The sequence below is a fragment of the Paenibacillus vietnamensis genome, from assembly GCF_020169515.1.
Taxonomy (GTDB): Bacteria; Bacillota; Bacilli; order Paenibacillales; family Paenibacillaceae; genus Pristimantibacillus; species Pristimantibacillus vietnamensis.
The window spans coordinates 521018-539257 of sequence record NZ_JAHMHW010000001.1 but is presented as its reverse complement, the minus strand read 5'-3'; the positions used below and the strand labels follow the sequence as shown (position 1 = coordinate 539257).

17 protein-coding genes are annotated in these 18240 nt (G+C 53.8%); 1 reads left to right on the top strand and 16 read right to left on the bottom strand.

Annotation, left to right across the window (positions count from 1 at the left end; all coding sequences use genetic code 11):
- The 3 genes from KP806_RS02210 to KP806_RS02200 are packed head-to-tail and all read right to left on the bottom strand — an operon-like array spanning position 1 to position 1899.
- Positions 1–720, bottom strand: a complete 720-nt coding sequence (locus KP806_RS02210) for a YggS family pyridoxal phosphate-dependent enzyme (RefSeq protein ID WP_224721912.1) — start codon at positions 718–720, stop codon at positions 1–3.
- Positions 721–723: 3 nt separating this feature from the next.
- Entirely contained in the window at positions 724–1575 is an 852-nt protein-coding gene (gene pgeF, locus KP806_RS02205; RefSeq protein WP_224721911.1) for a peptidoglycan editing factor PgeF, read from the bottom strand.
- 42 nt (positions 1576–1617) lie between these two features.
- Entirely contained in the window at positions 1618–1899 is a 282-nt protein-coding gene (locus tag KP806_RS02200; RefSeq protein ID WP_224721910.1) for a YlmC/YmxH family sporulation protein, read from the bottom strand.
- Between the two features lie 176 nt (positions 1900–2075).
- Between KP806_RS02200 and KP806_RS02195 the strand changes: the two genes are divergently transcribed.
- A complete protein-coding gene (locus tag KP806_RS02195; protein WP_224721909.1) occupies positions 2076–2480 on the top strand; it encodes a DUF3995 domain-containing protein in 405 nt (134 codons plus the stop codon).
- A gap of 44 nt (positions 2481–2524) precedes the next feature.
- Here KP806_RS02195 and sigG read toward each other — a convergent pair whose 3' ends face one another.
- The 13 genes from sigG to KP806_RS02130 form a co-directional block, all read right to left on the bottom strand.
- The gene (gene sigG / locus KP806_RS02190) at positions 2525–3307 is read right to left on the bottom strand and encodes an RNA polymerase sporulation sigma factor SigG (RefSeq protein WP_028611215.1); all 783 of its coding nucleotides are present in this window, start codon (positions 3305–3307) and stop codon (positions 2525–2527) included.
- Positions 3308–3410: 103 nt separating this feature from the next.
- Positions 3411–4133 (bottom strand): RNA polymerase sporulation sigma factor SigE, encoded by a 723-nt coding sequence (sigE, locus tag KP806_RS02185; protein WP_224721908.1) that lies wholly within the window; start codon positions 4131–4133, stop codon positions 3411–3413.
- Positions 4134–4195: 62 nt separating this feature from the next.
- Positions 4196–5119 carry a sigma-E processing peptidase SpoIIGA gene (gene spoIIGA / locus KP806_RS02180; RefSeq protein WP_224721907.1) on the bottom strand — a complete coding sequence of 308 codons (924 nt, stop codon included), beginning with the start codon at positions 5117–5119 and terminating at the stop codon, positions 4196–4198.
- A gap of 273 nt (positions 5120–5392) precedes the next feature.
- On the bottom strand, positions 5393–6517 hold the full coding sequence (gene ftsZ / locus KP806_RS02175; protein WP_224721906.1) for a cell division protein FtsZ: 1125 nt from the start codon (positions 6515–6517) through the stop codon (positions 5393–5395).
- A 122-nt stretch (positions 6518–6639) separates the two neighbouring features.
- Positions 6640–7884, bottom strand: a complete 1245-nt coding sequence (gene ftsA / locus KP806_RS02170) for a cell division protein FtsA (protein ID WP_224721905.1) — start codon at positions 7882–7884, stop codon at positions 6640–6642.
- Positions 7885–8221: 337 nt separating this feature from the next.
- Positions 8222–8992 carry a cell division protein FtsQ/DivIB gene (locus KP806_RS02165; RefSeq protein ID WP_224721904.1) on the bottom strand — a complete coding sequence of 257 codons (771 nt, stop codon included), beginning with the start codon at positions 8990–8992 and terminating at the stop codon, positions 8222–8224.
- 98 nt (positions 8993–9090) lie between these two features.
- Positions 9091–10362 carry a UDP-N-acetylglucosamine 1-carboxyvinyltransferase gene (gene murA / locus KP806_RS02160; RefSeq protein ID WP_224721903.1) on the bottom strand — a complete coding sequence of 424 codons (1272 nt, stop codon included), beginning with the start codon at positions 10360–10362 and terminating at the stop codon, positions 9091–9093.
- Positions 10363–10377: 15 nt separating this feature from the next.
- Positions 10378–11283, bottom strand: coding sequence for a UDP-N-acetylmuramate dehydrogenase (gene murB, locus KP806_RS02155; RefSeq protein ID WP_224721902.1), 906 nt, complete (start codon positions 11281–11283; stop codon positions 10378–10380).
- Positions 11284–11619: 336 nt separating this feature from the next.
- Positions 11620–12717, bottom strand: a complete 1098-nt coding sequence (gene spoVE, locus KP806_RS02150; protein ID WP_224721901.1) for a stage V sporulation protein E — start codon at positions 12715–12717, stop codon at positions 11620–11622.
- A 46-nt stretch (positions 12718–12763) separates the two neighbouring features.
- On the bottom strand, positions 12764–14203 hold the full coding sequence (murD, locus tag KP806_RS02145; RefSeq protein ID WP_224721900.1) for a UDP-N-acetylmuramoyl-L-alanine--D-glutamate ligase: 1440 nt from the start codon (positions 14201–14203) through the stop codon (positions 12764–12766).
- 113 nt (positions 14204–14316) lie between these two features.
- Positions 14317–15273 (bottom strand): phospho-N-acetylmuramoyl-pentapeptide-transferase, encoded by a 957-nt coding sequence (gene mraY, locus KP806_RS02140; RefSeq protein ID WP_224721899.1) that lies wholly within the window; start codon positions 15271–15273, stop codon positions 14317–14319.
- Positions 15274–15277: 4 nt separating this feature from the next.
- Positions 15278–16693, bottom strand: coding sequence for a UDP-N-acetylmuramoyl-tripeptide--D-alanyl-D-alanine ligase (locus tag KP806_RS02135; RefSeq protein WP_224721898.1), 1416 nt, complete (start codon positions 16691–16693; stop codon positions 15278–15280).
- Positions 16690–18177: a UDP-N-acetylmuramoyl-L-alanyl-D-glutamate--2,6-diaminopimelate ligase gene (locus tag KP806_RS02130; protein ID WP_224721897.1), complete on the bottom strand. Its 1488-nt coding sequence runs from the start codon at positions 18175–18177 to the stop codon at positions 16690–16692. The genes KP806_RS02135 and KP806_RS02130 overlap by 4 nt, the downstream gene beginning before the upstream one ends.
- Positions 18178–18240 lie beyond the last annotated feature (63 nt).

Below are 18240 nucleotides of genomic sequence, written 5' to 3'. Positions count from 1 at the left end.
TTATACCTCCTCTTTCCCCACTAGTATCGAACCGAGCCGTACCCAGGTCGCCCCTTCTTCAATCGCGATTTCGAAATCGTTCGACATACCCATGGATAAATGCTTGATTTCTTCATACAGCGGCGAGCTTTGCCTAAGCTGATCCCTCAGCTCCCTCAGCGCCCTGAACACGGATCTTGTCCGCTCCGGCTCCGACTCGTATGGAGCCATTGTCATCAAGCCGATCGGCTTCAGCGATTTGAACCGCTGCAGCTCCGCGGCAAAGTCGAACAATTGACCGGGCTCAAGCCCATGCTTCGAATCTTCGCCGGACACATTGACTTGAATGAAGCAAGGAACGACGATCCCAAGCTGCGCTGCCCGTTTGTTGATCGCTTCGGCAAGCGACAGCCTGTCCAGCGAATGGATGTATGTAAATTTCCCGATGACTTCCTTCACTTTGTTCGTTTGCAAAGAACCGATAAAGTGCCAGACAGGCTGTCCGTCTTCATTCGGAGCAGCGTCGCCGCTAATAGCCTGCCATTTGGCCTGTGCATCCTGCCAGCGATTCTCGCCGAGATGCTTAAGCCCATGCTCAACCGCGCTCTTCGTCGTATCGGCGGATACATATTTCGTAACCGCTATAATCTGCACATCCTCCCGGCTTCGCCCGGCGCGTTTGCAGGCCTGCAGCAGCTTTTCCTCTACAAGCTCTATCCTGTTGTCTAACGTAGATATCATGCTTCACCTCTCCCGAATGCCGATCCAGCTGGCCATTCGGCCTGTCGTGCCGCCTTCCATCCGGTGAGAAAAGAATAAATCCGTTCTGCATCCGGTGCACCACTTTGTCATTTCGATATGGATCGGCAAAATTCCTGCTTTTATCATAATCTGTCGGTTTATTTCTTTCAAGTTTAAGTTTGCCTTTCCATTACCCGTTCTCTGCAGCATAGCATCAGCTTCGTCTTCGGAAATTGCCATATTGCCGAGAAGCTGCTCCACTTGGCCGATAACCGGACCGTCCACCTCATAGCAGCAATCCCCGATCGACGGACCGATGGCAGCCGACAGCTCCTCCGGCTTCGTTCCGAACGCCGTCGACATCGCTTCAATCGTTACACGGGCAACTTGCTGAACCGTTCCCTTCCAGCCCGCATGCGCGAGCGCAGCCGCTTGACGAACGGGATCGTAAAAATATAACGGAACGCAATCCGCATAGAAGGAGGCTAGCAGAACGCCGGGAACATCCGTCATAATAGCGTCGCAGCCCTTGATGACGTCTTCCAGCGACTCTCGTCCGCTTCCTGTATCCTCCACCGTCACGCGATGTACGCGGTTGCCATGCACCTGCTCGGCACATGTCCACGCTTCGAACGGCCAGCCGAGCGCCTCGGCTGTCAGCCGGCGGTTCGCGATGACGCTTTCGGTTTGATCACCGACATGCAGCCCGACATTCAAAGAAGCGTAAGGCGCTTCGCTCGTACCGCCCAACCGGCTCGTAAAGCCTGCGGTTATGCTTTGGAACCGGTCACGCCATTTCGGCAACAAAAAAAGCGAAGGACCCTTCGCCGTTTGATATAGCTCAAAAACTTCCAATTCCGATCACCTCTACTGTAAACATAGGATAAGTTTACCTTGTTACGAGCGGGCGTGCAAATCATCTTCTTCCGCGCGCAGCGCTTTTGTTTCGTCCAGCCGGACAAGCACGACGTCCGCGCCGATTTTTACGATATTGCGCCAAGGAATGACCACCTCGGTCCCGCCTCCGCCAAACATCCCGAGAAATTTCGTATACTGCGGAATGACAATCGAATCAATGCGTCCCTGCCTCAAATCCAGCTCCAGATCGGTGATCTGGCCCAGCTTTTTGCCGTCAACAATATTAATGACATCCTTCGTTTGGAAATCGGAAATTTTCATAATGCGTCACCACCTTCAGGCAAAGTGAACGTCCGAACCATCTCCTATAACTATATGAACGAATCGCCCAAAATGTCCTGTTTTCCTAAAAAACGGCCGCTACCGAGCAAGACTGGATTCAACTCGGACTTCAAGCCTTTTCGTCGGGAGGTGTTCAGGCATTAGTCGTCGAGAAATTGATTGCAGGAGTATTCATTGTAATCAGCTTTATCCATCTCTATTGGCTTCTGGGAGGACGTAAAAGCTTCATGACCGCGATTCCATTCCGCGACGATGCGTTGCAGCCGTTCTTCAAGCCGGGGCGTCCGGAAATCGCCGTTGTTACGCTCCTTTTCTGGGCTGCTGCCGCATGGATCATGATGTATGGCGGCATATTTCCGGTGGGACCCAAGTGGCTGCCCGGCTTTGTCGGCTGGTCGCTTGCGGCCGCATTGCTATTGCGGTCCATTGGAGAATTTCGTGCACTCGGCTTCTTTAAACGGGTCAGGAGTACGCCGTTCGCCCGCATGGATACTTGGGTATACTCCCCTCTCTGCCTGCTGCTGAAGGCTCTTACGGTGTGGATGCTGACCATCGACTGATCGAAACGTAAAAAAGCGGCGCCGTATCCCGGCACCGCTTTTTCTTATGTTTTGACATGCTTCTGCATTTGCTGGATGGCCGATTTCTCCAGACGCGACACCTGCGCCTGCGAGATGCCGATTTCGTCTGCAACCTCCATTTGCGTTTTACCTTCAAAAAAACGCATGGATAAAATCATTTTTTCCCGGTCGTTCAGCTTATGCATCGCTTCGCGTAGCGCAATCTCCTCGATCCAGGACACGTCCTTGTTCCGGTCGTCGCTAATTTGATCCATCACATAAATCGGATCACCGCCGTCGTGATAAATCGGCTCAAATAACGATACGGGATCCTGAATGGCATCTAAGGCAAATACGACGTCTTCCTTCGGAACGTTCAGCGCTTCCGATATTTCGAATATCGTAGGCTCGCGGGAATTTCGGTTCGTCAAGCTGTCCCGGACCTGAAGCGCCTTATAGGCGATATCCCTCAAGCTCCGCGATACTCGAATCGGATTGTTGTCTCTTAAGTAACGGCGGATTTCACCGATAATCATCGGTACGGCATAGGTGGAAAATTTGACATTTTGCCCAAGATCGAAATTATCGATCGCCTTCATAAGTCCGATGCAGCCGACCTGAAACAAGTCGTCTACAAATTCACCCCTATTGTTAAACCGCTGAATGACGCTAAGTACAAGCCTCAAATTGCCGTTAACCAATTTCTCTCTTGCTGCCCACTCGTTGCGGGTTTGTAATGCCGTGAACAATTCTCTCATTTCGGCATTCGTTAGGACAGGCAGTTTCGCGGTATCCACTCCACAGATCTCGACTTTATTTCGGGTCAACGTGATTACCTCCCAAGGAGAAACATTAATGTACATTATCTCCTTGAGCGGTCATTTTATTCCTGATCCGACATCGTTCGACAACGCCCGGTAGTCGGCGCCTTTACACCATTTTATTAAATTCCTTGCGAAGCCGCTTAATAATCCGCTTCTCCAGACGGGATATATACGATTGGGATATGCCGAGAAGATCCGCGACATCCTTCTGCGTTTTTTCCTCGCCGTCAGCAAGACCGAAGCGCAGCTCCATAATGATACGTTCCCGCTCAGTCAGTTTATCCAGCGCTTTGTGCAGCAGCTTGCGGTCCACTTGCTCCTCGATGTTCCGGTATATCGTATCGTTCTCCGTTCCAAGCACATCGGACAGGAGAAGCTCGTTACCATCCCAATCGATGTTAAGCGGCTCATCGAACGATACCTCGGTCCGGGTCTTGCTGTTGCGTCGCAAATACATCAAAATTTCATTCTCGATGCAGCGGGAAGCATAGGTCGCCAGCTTGATTTTCTTTTCCGGGTCAAAAGTATTTACCGCTTTAATCAGACCGATTGCGCCGATCGACACCAGGTCCTCGATATGAATTCCGGTATTTTCAAACTTGCGGGCGATATAGACGACCAGCCTCAAATTTCGTTCGATCAGCATCGCTCTTATCGCCGTGTCCCCGCTAGGAAGCTTCTCCAGCAAATATTCCTCTTCCTCGCGGGTCAAAGGAGGCGGCAGCGCCTCGCTGCCGCCAATATAATAAATTTCTTCGCTCTTTAACCCGAATAAAAACAAAACCCGATAATAATATAACTGAAGAATCAATTTATACTTGACGAGCATCTGGCCCATCCCTCCCCGATTGTTTAAGCATTACGAGCTGACGGTACCCATTAGTTCACCGATTACGCTTGCCGTTGTACCATTGACGGATGGATAATCGCTCGATATGCACCATCAGACGTCAGCTTCCCGCCATCAAGCCCGATCAGAACCTTTCGCGTTTCAAAAACTTGTCCTTCTCTCGTAATCTCAACTGCATCCGGCTTAAGCGCCAGCATAAATTGGGAGCCGCGGTTTACCCCTCGGAAGGGCACGAGCCGAAGTCTGTCCTGCCACGCAAAGTCCTGATCGTCCATTCCCGCAACGAGCCTGTCAACCTGGGCCTCATGGATGCTCTTTAACCACGATTCCGGCAGATCTTCCTGCCATAATGAAGCTTCCGTCACCATTACCGGCGTCCGTGTCAGCGGATCATACAGCTGATTACCTGTGTCGATTAAGCCTGTGCATGTCTGAATGCGCTCTCCAATCGTAATTTTCACTTCAGCTAAATGAGTTTGCACCAGCTCCCGTTCTCGTTTTTGCGTTAATACGGAACGGTAAACATACACTCCGATACAAAACGCAGCAATGAAATAAAACAGTCCCATCTTGAGCTCCACCCGCATGCTGCCGTTCACGAACGTAATCGTTCTCCATACTTCTCCAGAGCCCTGCATGAACAAATAATAAAGACCTAGCACCGCGCCGGCAGCAACGAAATTCACCGCATAGAAAGCAGCGATATTCCGCAAATATTGTTGTATCGATGCAAATCCGAACGCAATCCAAACGATGACGAACGAGATCATTACTTTGACGACAAGCGTAAACAAAAAGGATAACGGCGGAAACAGCATCAATACGACATAACAAGCGCCGACTGCGGAAGCAAGCAGCACTCGCCACGGCTTCGGTTTCAAATGGCGCGCCCAGGCTGAAGTTAGTAGAATAGCGCCATCCACAAGCATTTCCCTCAAAAACATGACATCCACGTATATAGCCATTCGGTCACCTTCCTGCTACTTCCGTTGATCGGGTTTGCAGACTCGGTACCCTGGAGAACGATTGAGACTAGTATATTAAAATCCTATTTCAAAGTCTGTCTATTCATGACGGCATGACACATCTTTTTTTGTCGAGACCGGGAATAAAAACCGTCAGCTTCATACCTTTTCTTTTCACGTAAGTCGATGCTGCGGGCCGTAGGCTAAACGCAAAAAAACGCAAAAAATCCCGCCGTACCGGTAAAAACCGGTATGACGGGATAGCTGTTGCTATTATCTGTCGCCCCGCGGACGGTTGCGCAGAAACGCCGGAATTTCAAGCTGGTCGCTTGAAGTATGGTTATTGCCAAACGGCTTTACTCCGGAGGAGTGGTTCGTCTGTCTAGACTCTTGCGTTTCCTGCTGCGGCTGCTGCTGCGGAGCGCGTCTGATCGGGCCGGAAGATTTATGCTCAAAGCCGGTCGCGATGACCGTTACTTTAATCTCGTCCTTCAGTTCTTCATCGATAATCGCACCGAAAATCATGTTCACATCAGGATCGGAGGCAGAGATGACGATCTCCGCCGCCTCGTTAACCTCATACAGCGACAGGTTCGTGCCGCCCGTAATGTTCATGATTACGCCGCGTGCGCCGTCAATCGATGTTTCGAGAAGCGGGGACATAATAGCCTTTCTGGCCGCTTCCGCCGCACGGTTCTCGCCGGTCGCGATCCCGATGCCCATCAGGGCGGAGCCGCGCTCGGTCATGATCGTTTTCACGTCGGCAAAGTCAAGGTTGATCAAGCCCGGTACAGCAATCAGGTCGGAAATGCCTTGAACCGCTTGCCGGAGAACATTGTCCGCTTCACGGAACGCCTCGAGCATCGGAGTTTTCTTGTCAACGATTTCGAGAAGCCGGTCATTCGGGATAACGATTAACGTATCGACCTTTTCCTTCAGCGCTTCGATGCCGAGCTCGGCTTGAGTCGACCGCTTTCTTCCTTCAAAGGTAAACGGCCGTGTAACGACACCTACCGTCAGCGCGCCGCATTCGCGCGCAATTTCTGCGATGACAGGAGCCGCGCCTGTACCGGTTCCGCCTCCCATACCTGCCGTTACGAATACCATATCAGAACCCTTGAGCTGGTTCATGATGATTTCGCGCGATTCCTCGGCCGCCTTGCTGCCTACCTCAGGGTTAGCGCCGGCGCCCAAGCCGCGGGTCAGCTTATCGCCGATTTGCAGCTTATGCTCGGATTTCGCCAAGTGCAGCGCCTGGGCATCGGTATTAACCGTAATAAATTCAACGCCCTTAACGCCGTTCTCAATCATTCGGTTGACCGCATTGCTGCCGCCGCCGCCAACACCAATTACCTTTATTTGAGCCATGGATTCAAGCTCAAAATCAAATTCCAACATCGTTCATTTTCCCCCAGTCAAGCGTAAACCCCCTTTGCCGTCATGTATGATTGACGTCTCAGGTACGTTTCGCGGTGAAATATAAGTATCGTATAGAGGTGAGACTTATATTCTCATAGTAGTCAAATAAATTCATTAAACATGCTCTTGATCCGCTCGAACATACCGGGTTTGGTTGTAGCTGCTGGAGCTGCTTTGCGGCTCGGCGTTTTCTTGGCGGGGCTATTGCCGCCGCCGGCACCCATATATTTCGACACGTATTGTATCATACCGACTCCGCTGCTGAAAGCAGGGTCTCTTACGCCGATATAATCAGGAAGAGCGATTCTCACGGAGGATTCGAGCTCCGCCTGGGCCAAAGCCAGCGTTCCAGGCATCGATACGGCGCCGCCCGTAAGCACGTAGCCGTTCACCTTGTCTCCGTAGCCAAGCCTGCGCACCTCTTGCCGGATCAGATGAAAAATTTCCTGCATCCGCGGTTCGATAATGCTGGCCAAATCGAGCTGCGAGAACTCCTTCTCCACGTTGCTGCCCATCCGTGTCACCTTGAACCGGACGTCGTCAGCGGCGTCCTGCACGTTCGCACAGCCGTACTTAAGTTTGATCTTCTCCGCCTGTTCGCTTTGCGTACGCAAGCCGTAGGCGATGTCGTTCGTTACATATTCGCCTCCGATTGGAAGCGTTGACGTAACGGCGATCCCGCCTTGATCGTATATCGCGATCGTACACGATCCTGCGCCGATATCCGTAAGTACGGTTCCGATTGACTTCTCATCCTTCGTAAGGGACATGACGCCCGATGCGAGCGACATGAGAATGACGCCGGATATCCGCAGCCCCGCCTTCTCCACGCAGCGCATCAGATTATGTATCGCCGTCTTCGTCCCCGTGACGATGGTCGCTTCGACCTCAAGACGCACACCGATCATGCCGCGCGGATCCGAAATGCCTTCCAATCCGTCAACCAGATATTGCTTCGGAACCAAATTAATAATTTCACGCTCCGGGGGGAGTGCAACGACTTTCGCCGCTTGCAGAACGCGTTCTATATCCTCTTCGCCTATTTCACGATCCTCATTGGATACGGCAACGACGCCACGATTCGTCTGCAACGCAATGTGGTTGCCCTGAATTCCAACATATACGTCTGATATTTGAATGCCAACCATGCGCTCCGCATGCTCTACCGCATTGCGGATCGATTGCACGGTCTGGTCAATATCTACAATTGCCCCTTTGCGAATACCCTCCGAGTCGGCAGATCCAACTCCAATAATATTAATGGCTCCATTATTCATTTCACCAATAATAGCACGAACTTTGGATGTACCGATGTCCAAACTGACAATGATGTCGTTGCTGCTCAACTCGCGGCACCTCCGTTTCAAATAAAAATTAAAATGCGTGCTGCAGCGGTCCTTCATCCATGATAAGAAGTTATAAATTTCACAACTATAAACCAGCTTATCATTTATCGCAAAACGGGCTGTCCCTCCCATAGGGCGGCGCCAGCCGTTTGCATTGTTGCTCAAGGTCTTTCTACATATTCAACGCCTTTAATACTTTCCCTCTTTTTTCAACAAATTTTTCGTTAAAAGTTCACTTCCTGTCAGGCGCCGTCCCTTGCGAAGCCCCATAAATCCTAATGTTATCCAGCTCCAGCGAGTATAAATGCGATAACTAAAATTCTACCATTCTTTCAAGCTATTGAGTAGTCTCTTTTTGGCCGGAGTCCATATTTTCTGAACCTTCGGGATCAAAAGGGACATACGTGTCGGCAAGGAGCATCGTAATTTTACCGGGCTCCTGCGTTTCGATGACGGCATTCAGCGCGTCGATTTTTTCCTTCAAAACGGATATGGCCGTTATAACCTCGAACCTCGTTCTAGTATAGATGAGGATGCGGTCGGGATAGGCATTGGAAGGAATCGGAATGATCTCCGACAGGTCGGACAGCTGCTTGGCCGAAATTTGGGCAAGCTGCTTGGTCAATTCGCCCTTTAACGGGTCGTTCGCAGCCCAGCCTGTCAGAACCGGCTTATCGATCAGCATCAGTTGGTCGTTGCTGGCGTCAACCGTCGTTCCGTTCGACAGGAGTGCCGTCATTTCCCCCTCATCCGACAGTTCGAAAGCGACGACCGGATATTCCTGCACCAATATTTTGATTACGCCGGGGAACACTTTTGTGACCGTAACCTTCTCGACCGGAGCCAGCGCGCTCACCCTATCCTCCAGCATGCCGGAGGTCGTTCCGAAAAAAGCGTCGCCGATCACGATTGCCGCAGCTTGTTCGATTTCCTCCTGCGTTGAGAAGCGATTTCCCTCAATTTGGATTTCTGAAATTTTACTAATTGAAGAATTGAAGAATAAGACCGCAAGAATCGCAATAAATAATAGAAGAAGAATAAAAAGAAGCTTGCTGCTTCCCACCCGTTTCCGGCCCGGTTCCTTCAGTACGGGCATCTGTGCGCTCATAACTTGTCCCTTCCTTTACAAAAAAACTTCCGGCGTTCCTTGCTCGCGAAGCTTGAAAGGGCAGCCGGCCGTTTCTATCTTGCAGCTATAGCGCTAAATTACTGATTGTTAGGCACAGGCAAGTAACGCGAGATGCGCGCTCCAAGCCGAGAAAGCATCGTTTCAATCCGGTCGTAACCGCGGTCGATATGATGAATCTGCTCCACTACGGTTTTTCCCTGAGCGGCCAAGCCGGCTATGACCAGCGCTGCGCCCGCGCGCAAATCGGTGGCCTCCACCGTAGCGCCGTACAGACGCGGCACGCCCCGGATGATGGCGGCGTTCATATCCACGCGAATGTCCGCACCCATGCGGGTCAGCTCATCCACATGCTTGAGCCTGCCTTCGAAAATCGTTTCTTTCATAATGCTTACGCCGTCAGCAAGCGTTAGCATCACCATGACCTGAGATTGCAAATCGGTAGGAAAAGCCGGATAAGGAGACGTTACGATTCTCTCTACCGCCTTCGCTCTAGCTGCGCTGCCAACTTTAATTATATCACCGTCAATCGCGATTTGAACACCTGCACGGCGCATAACGTGAATCAAGGAGGATAAGTGGGCAGGTCTCGTGTTTTGGAGCGTCACCTGGCCGCGGGTCGCGGCGGCGGCTACCATGATCGTTCCGGCGACAATTCTGTCCGGAATGACCTGATAACGGCATGGCGTCAGCGACTGTACCCCGTCGATCGTGATCGTATCCGTTCCTGCGCCCATAATCTTAGCGCCCATCGCGTTGAGGAAGCCTTGCAAATCTTGAATTTCCGGCTCGCGGGCCGCATTGCTGATCGTCGTCCGGCCTTCGGCAAGCGCGGCGGCCATCATAATGTTTTCAGTAGCGCCTACACTTGGAAAACTTAAATGAATATCCGCGCCTTTCAGCTTATCCGCGCGGCATATGATACGGTTGCCCAGCTCCTCGATCTCCGCGCCAAGCGCCTGCAAGCCTTCCAGATGAAGGTCGATCTTGCGTTCGCCGATCGCGCAGCCGCCCGGCTGGTATACCTGTGCTTCTCCAAACCTTGCAAGCAGCGGTCCCATCAGAAATATGGAAGAACGCATCTGTCTCATTAACGGTTCCGGCACGTGGGACGTATGTGCGGTTTCGGTATCCAGCACAACCGTTCCTTCCTTATGCTCGGCGCGGCATCCTAATTCGCGCAAAATGTTCAGCATGACATCGATATCAAGCAAATTCGGCACATGATCGATCGTTATTGTGCCTTCAGCCAGCAAGCTGGCTGCCAATATCGGCAAAGCGGCATTTTTCGCTCCTTGGATAACTATGGTTCCTGAGAGAGGTTTCCCGCCTTCAATCACCAATTTGTCCAATGTATCACCTCCGAATTACCGCTCGCCCACCACCAATACTTCCGGCACCAGCAGAATGCCGAAGCGTTCTTGTACGGTGCTTCGAATATGTGCGATGAGGGCGAGTACGTCTTCGGCTTTCGCTTGCCCGGTATTCACTATAAAATTGGCATGCTGTTCGGAAACCTGCGCTCCTCCACGACGTACGCCCTTTAGTCCCGCCTCTTGGATGAGGCGTGCGGCGTGATCGTTCGGCGGATTGCGGAATACGCTGCCTGCGCTAGGCGATTGAAGCGGCTGCGTTTTGCGCCTCCTGTCCTTATGGGTTGCCATGGCTGCCGCAATTTCCTTCCGGTCGCCTTCCGCAAGCTCGAAGGTCGCCTCTACGACAACCCCCTTCTGTTCTTGAAGGATGGAATGACGATAGGAAAAGCGCATGTCGTCCTTCTCGTAGCGAACCAATTCTCCCGTTTCCAGTACAATGTCAGCCGACTTGAAAATACGTGACACATCTGATCCGTGCGCGCCTGCGTTCATGTAGACGGCTCCGCCTACCGTGCCCGGAATTCCCCCCGCGAACTCCAGCCCGGTCAGCCCTTCCTTCCCTGCCATGACCGAAAACTTAATGAACGAATACGAAGCGCCTGCAATGGCGGTCGTTCCTTCAAAACGCACGTAATCGAGCCCTCTGTGCGGTTTAATGACAACTCCGCGAACCCCTTTGTCGCTCACCAACATGTTTGAGCCTCTGCCCAAATTCATCCACGGCACCTGATGCTTTTGCAGCAGACGTACCGCAGCGATCAATTCGTCCTTGCCTCCCGGGAGGATTAGAATATCGGCGGGACCGCCGATTTTCCAGGTCGTGTAGTTCGAGAGCGGTTCATTGTACAAAACGTCGCCTACACCAGCTTGTTCCAATTCCGCTTTAAATGCTTCCAATAGTAGTACCTCCTTAAGGTTTGCACCGTAAGCATCCGCTTACCTGTTGATGGGCTCATCGACAGATTTGCCTTTTCCGAAGCCGGACCGGCACGCAGCCGCCGTCTTCGTGTTGCCATAACCGGCCCTTTCGGGCGACGGTCACGAATATGATGTATCTTATGCCCTTGCGGGCTCTTGTGTGACAGCAGCCTAGACGGTGCCGGCATGGACCGCATCGCACTGCCGGACAAGCGAAACGGCAATGGGAGTAGCCGCAAAACGCTTGCCGCTCTTTCCCGTTGCCGCCTTATGTCAGGTAAGGCAAGTGCAGATACACACGACCGCCAAGCCGCCTTATCTTGAATAGCGCGAAATATTAAGCAAGATTCCTAAGGCCGTCAATAGAAGGGTTAATGAGGAGCCGCCGTAGCTGACGAGCGGCAGCGTAATGCCGGTGACCGGCATCATGCCGATAACGACGCCAATGTTGATGAGCACCTGAACGCCGACGATTCCCGTAATGCCGACGGCAAGCAAGCTGCCAAACGTATCGGGTGCCGCAATCGCCGCCCGGATTCCCCGCCATACAACGACAAGGAAGAGCAGGATTAAAGTGATGCCGCCGATAAAGCCCAGCTCCTCGGCGATAATGGAAAAGATAAAATCGGTCTGCGGCTCCGGCAAGTAGCTGTATTTCTGGCGGCTCATTCCAAGCCCCAAACCGACTAAACCGCCCGGTCCGATGGCGAGCAGGGATTGTATGATCTGATAGCCGCCCCCAAGCGGGTCGGCCCAAGGATCGAGAAAGGAAGTAATCCGTTTAAGGCGGTAAGGCGCCGCAATGATCAAACCGATAAAGCCCGCGACTCCGACGAGCGCCAAGCCGCCCAGATGGGCCATTCTCGCACCTGCCGTAAAGATCAGCAATAGAGAAGCACCGAGCATAACGGCTCCCGTGCCAAGGTCCGGCTGCAGCATGATCAGTCCGAAGGCTAGTCCGACCAGTCCAAGCGGCGGCATAAGCCCTTTCGTGAAAAGAGTGATCGACTGCTGTTTCTCGGACAGCCATTTCGACAGGAATAGAATCATGGCAAGCTTCATGAACTCGGACGGCTGAATGCCGAACGAACTGATACCGAGCCAGCTTCGCGCACCGCCGCGAACGACGCCAATGCCTGGAATAAGAACGATAACCAGCAGGCCGAAGCAGATCAGCAAGGCGGCCGGAGCCCATCTTTTCCAGTGGGAATAGTGCATATTCATCGTAAATATTAACGCGCCGATCCCAAGGCCGGCAAACAAAGCCTGTCTTTTCACAAAATAGAAACGATCGCCGTGCTCGTGATAAGCGAGAACGGCGCTCGCGCTGTATACCATGATCAATCCGATTGCGAGTATGAGCCCTATTGCGGCAATCATCCAAAGATCCGGGGCAGAACGCGCTTTGGCCATAGCGAACACACCTCTTAGCATGGGAAAGTAGGGACATGCCCCCTACTTACAAGGTATGCGCCGAATCCTTAAAAATGCGTCCCCTTTGCTCATAGGATGCAAACATGTCCCAGCTTGCGCATGCAGGAGACAACAGAACGATATCTCCCGGCTCGGCCATCGCGGCCGCCTGCTTCACCGCTTCGCGCAGGACCGATTCGGCGTCTTCACTAGGTTCGACGGTTTGCACGGCCTCTAAACCTGCGAGCTCGGCTACCTTAGCCAGCTTTTCACGCGTTTCCCCGATGGCGACGAGTCCCTTGAGCCGGTCGCGGAACAGAGGGACCAGCTCCATGTAATCGGAGCCCCGGTCAAGGCCGCCGGCGACCAGTACGACGGGAGCGGACAATGATTGCACAGACATCGTCGTCGCAACCGGGTTCGTCGCTTTCGAATCGTTATAGAATGTAACGCCGTTTCGTTCCCGTACATATTCGAGCCGGTGCTCAACGCCTCTGAAGCTTCTCAGCGGCTCGGCCAGCTGTTCCGGCTTGGCTCCGGCAGCGAGACAGCCTGCGATGGCCGCAAGCGCGTTTGCGGCGTTATGGCGGCCCGGGATACCGAGCTCATCGACTTTAAGGACGGTATGCACCGTGCCGTCGCCGAAGCTGTAAACGATATTGCGCGTTACCGCGCTCCCGTCCGCTGCTTCTGCCACAGTGGCGCGCTCATAAGGAGGCTCTATGTAAACGCCTGTCTCGAGACGCTCGTAGAGCGAGAACGGCAGCTGCTGCGCCGTCAGAAACGAGGAAATCGCCCGGCATTCGGGATCATCCCAGTTGATGACGGCCGCGTCCTCCTCGGTCTGGTTGTCGAATATTTTGGCTTTGGAATTGACGTAATCGTCCATATCGCCGTGATAATCCAGATGCGTCTCAGCAATATTCAGCAGCAAGGCGACGCGCGGCCGGAATGCATCCGTCCCCTTCAGCTGAAAGCTGCTAAGCTCCGCAACGATCCATTGATCCTCCGACGCCTCCAATGCCGCCTCGCATAAAGGCCGTCCGATATTGCCCGCGACGATCGGATTCATGCCGGCCGACTCGAGCAGCTTGCCGATCAGCGTTGTCGTCGTCGTTTTTCCGTTGGATCCGGTAATGCCTATAATCGGTGCGGGCGACAGCCAGTAAGCGGCCTCCACCTCCGTAATTACCTCTACGCCGAGCTTCAACGCTTGTTCAACTGGCGGGGCTGAATAAGGGATACCCGGGTTTTTAATTAACAGGGCCGTTTGCTCCGTAATCAGGTCTTCCGGATGATAACCGCATATCACAGAAATGCCCAAAGCAGTCAGCTCATCCGCTTCGGGGCATAGTTCTCGCTCCTTCTTGTCGTTTACGACGACCAAGGCTCCTAATTGATGGAAAACTTTCGCCACGCTTACGCCGCTTCGGGCAAGACCCAGCACGACGACCTGGCGTCCGCTGTACGTTGACGGATGGTTCATATGTGACAGTCCCTTCTATAGATACATGAAGCGGCCCCGCCCAGGGCGGAAGCCGCCTGCAATTGTAAATTTATTGGCAGCGGATCGATATCCATACTTCCCGCCATAATCATCTAAATCACAAACAGCAATCCGATAGCCGCTAGCACCAGGCCGACCAGCCAAAATACGGTGACGACCTTCCACTCCGACCACCCGACAAGCTCGAAATGATGGTGAATCGGGCTCATTTTGAAAATACGTTTGCCCCTCAGCTTAAAGGAAGCAACCTGCAAAATGACCGAAAGCATCTCCAATACGAATACGCCGCCGATAATGATGAGCAACAGCTCCGTCTTCGTCAGGATAGCAACGGCCGCAATGCCGCCGCCGATTCCGAGCGAGCCCATATCGCCCATAAACACCTTGGCAGGATGCGCATTGAACACAAGGAAGCCGAGAACGGCTCCGACCATGGCTGCGGAAAACACGGCTGATTCGTGAGCCGAGGTTTGCAGCGCGACGACCGTAAACGCCCCGAAGGCAATTGCGCTTGTACCGGCCAGCAGGCCGTCCAGCCCGTCGGTGAAGTTAACCGAGTTGCTTGCAGCAAACATAATAATGACGACCAGCGGATAATAGAACCAGCCGAGATCGAAGCCCCAGCCCGTTCCCGGAACGGTAATTTCGGTGCTGTGGTTCATGTTGTACAGCATTGCGCATACGATGATGGAGAACAGCAGCTGGCCGAGAAGCTTTTGGCGTGCCGTCAGGCCGAGCGATCTTTTGAACACGATCTTGATGTAATCGTCCAGAAACCCGACAAGCCCGAAGCCTAGCGAGGCCGTCAGCAATACCCAAAAATCCGCCGTTTTGTCGGAAAATTTAATAAAAGCGATCATAAGCGCGATCATAATTATGATGCCGCCCATCGTAGGCGTGCCGCTTTTCTTCAAATGGCTTTGGGGGCCTTCCTCGCGGATTTGCTGGCCGAATTTCAAACGCCGGAGCATAGGAATGAACAATGGTCCGAGCAGTACCGCTAGCAGAAAGGAAGCGCCGATCGAAAGTAAAATGACCATCATGTCCATGTCCTCACCCCACCTCTAGCGCCTGCACGATTTGTTCCATCCGCATGCCCCTGGAGCCTTTCACAAGCACGATGTCGTCCGGCGAAAGCCGGCCCCGCAGCCAATCCGCAAGCTCGCCTTTCTCGCCGAAGTGACGGACGGCCTCTTCCGCTTCACCGGCCGGAAAACGCGACTTCACTCCTTCGGCGGTGTGAACGGACAACGGTCCGTAGACAAGCACCGCATCCGCTTTGTCAGGCGTAATATAAGCCCCGACCTCGTAGTGGAGCTCCTTCTCTTCAGGTCCCAGCTCCAGCATGTCGCCGAGCACGATCCATTTGCGGCGGTAGCCCTGCAGCTGCTCGACCAGGTCGATGGCCGCTCTGACGGCCGTCGGATTGGCGTTATATGCGTCATTCAGCAGCATAGCCCCATTGAAGGCGCGGGCCGGCTGAATCCGCATTCCCGTCAGCTTCATGCCGGCGAAGCCATCGGCAATCTTCGCAGCCGGAACGCCGAAAAATCGGCCGACCGCAATGGCTGCCAGCGCATTGCTGACATTATGTCTGCCAGGAACGGGGATGCGGACCGTGCCGGCTTCGCTCGGAACGCCGCCCGATACGGCCGTGAACGATGCGCCTTCCGGCTCGATCACAATGTCAGCCGCAGACCATTCGTTGCGCTCTCCGAGGCCGAAGGTCCGGAGCACAATGCCTTCCGGCAGTGACGCTCGAGCCAGCTCGGTCTCCAGAAGCGGCTCATCGCCGTTATAAAGCAGCAAACCGTCCTCGCTGAGCCCTTGTGCAATTTCCAGCTTCGCCTTCGCGATGCCGGCCCGCGAGCCAAGCTGTAAAAGATGGGCGTCGCCGATGTTCGTAATGATGGCTGCGTCGGGCTGGGCGATTTTGGTCAGCAGCTCGATTTCGCCAAAGCCGCTCATCCCCATCTCCAATACGGCAACCTCGGTCTCTTCGTCAAGCTGCAGCACGGTGAGAGGAAGACCGATATGGTTGTTCAGGTTTCCTTCCGTTTTGTGCACCTTATAAGTAGTACCCAATATAGCGGCTGTCATATCTTTTGTCGTTGTTTTGCCGTTGCTGCCCGTAATGCCTACGACCCTCACCAGCAGCTCGCTGCGGTAGGACGAGGCCAGCTTCTGCAGCGCGGTCAGCGTATCCCGGACAATAAGCAGCGGAAAGTCCGCGAGCGCCTCCGGCACCTCGCGCCCCTTCTGCCAGAGCGCCGCAGCGGCTCCGCTGCGCGCTGCCTGTTCTACGTAGTCGTGTCCGTCGAACTGATCGCCGACGAGCGGCACGAACAGCTGTCCCTCCCGGACGCTTCGGGAGTCGGTCGATACGCCCGACACCAGAGCACCGCCCTCGCTTCCATTCCATTTTGCGCCGCTCATTTCGGCTATTTGCTTGATCGTACGTTTAATCAATTTATGATTCCCCTTATCGCTTCTTTTGCCGCTATCCGATCGTCAAACGGATGCTTGACTCCGTTAATCTCCTGGTAGGTTTCATGACCTTTCCCCGCAATCAATACTACATCGCCCGGGCTTGCCATTTCAACCGCTTTTTGAATCGCGGCCCTTCTGTCTTCTATTAATTCGTACTTTGAAGAGTCAATTCGTTGATGGATAAGTCCTGCTTCAATATCCTTCAAAATGCGGGCGGGAGGCTCCGTTCGCGGATTATCCGACGTGACGATGCTGTAGTCGGAATATTTCGCCGCAATCTGTCCCATCAGCGGGCGCTTCGTCCGGTCCCGGTCGCCGCCGCAGCCGAATACGGAAATAATCCGTTTCCCGGCAAACTGCTGTACGGCCCGCAGCACGTTCTCAAGCCCGTCGGGGGTATGTGCGTAATCGACGATGACAGCGAAGGACTGTCCGGCGTTCACCGCCTCCACCCTTCCGGGTACGCCGGGAATCGCGCTTAAGCCCGCCGTTATCGCGTTCAGCTCGACTCCCTCCAGCAGTACGGCCGTTATTGCCGCCAAAGCGTTATATACGTTAAATTTGCCTGCCATCTGCAGCGTCACGTCCGCTTCCCCGCGAAACGTGCTTACGTGAAAGGACGTCCCCTGCGCGGTTATGCGAATGTTCGTTGCGCGCACGTCCGCATCGCTATCGATCCCGTAAGTGACAACCTCGGAAGCCGTCAGTTCAGAGTAGGCGGCCGACAACGGATCGTCCGCATTCAGCACCGCATAGGAGCGGTCTTGCTCCTTGGCGGCATACACATTGCCGAGTCTTGAGAAAAACAAGCCTTTCGCCGCCGCATAACGGTTCATCGTTTCATGGTAATCGAGATGATCCTGCGTCAGGTTCGTGAACACCGCCGTCCGGAAACGGCAGCCCTTCACCCTGCCCTGCTCGAGGGCATGGGACGACACCTCCATCGCGCAGTACTGCGTCCCCGCTTCGAGCATCCTGCTCAAATACTGCTGCAGCTGCAGCGTCTGCGGCGTCGTGCCCGACATCGGAAACGAGCGGCCCGAGTACCGGAGCTCGATCGTGCCGATGACTCCGGAGGAAAGGCCGCAAGCATTTAAAATTTGCTCAATCAGGTACGTGGTCGTCGTTTTGCCGTTTGTGCCTGTCACACCGATCAGTCTTAAGGTTTGACTCGGGTACCGGTAATAGTGATTGGCGATGACCGCCATCGCCAGCCTCGAATCCCTGACGACGAGCTGCGGGACTCCGAGCGCGAGCTCGCGCTCCACAATCAACGCAGCGGCTCCGCCCGCAACGGCCTGCGGCGCAAAGTCGTGGCTGTCCACCGTACGCCCCTTCAGGCAAATGAACAGCGATCCGGGGACGATCTTTCTTGAATCGTTTCCGATGCCGGTCAGCTCGATTTCCCCATCGCCGACCAGGCGTGATGTGATAAGCAGCTCCGCAACTTCCTTTAAACGCATCTGCCTCAACCCCTCCCCTTGGGCGCCGGCGGACCTTCGCGCATACCGTCAGAAGCGCCCTCG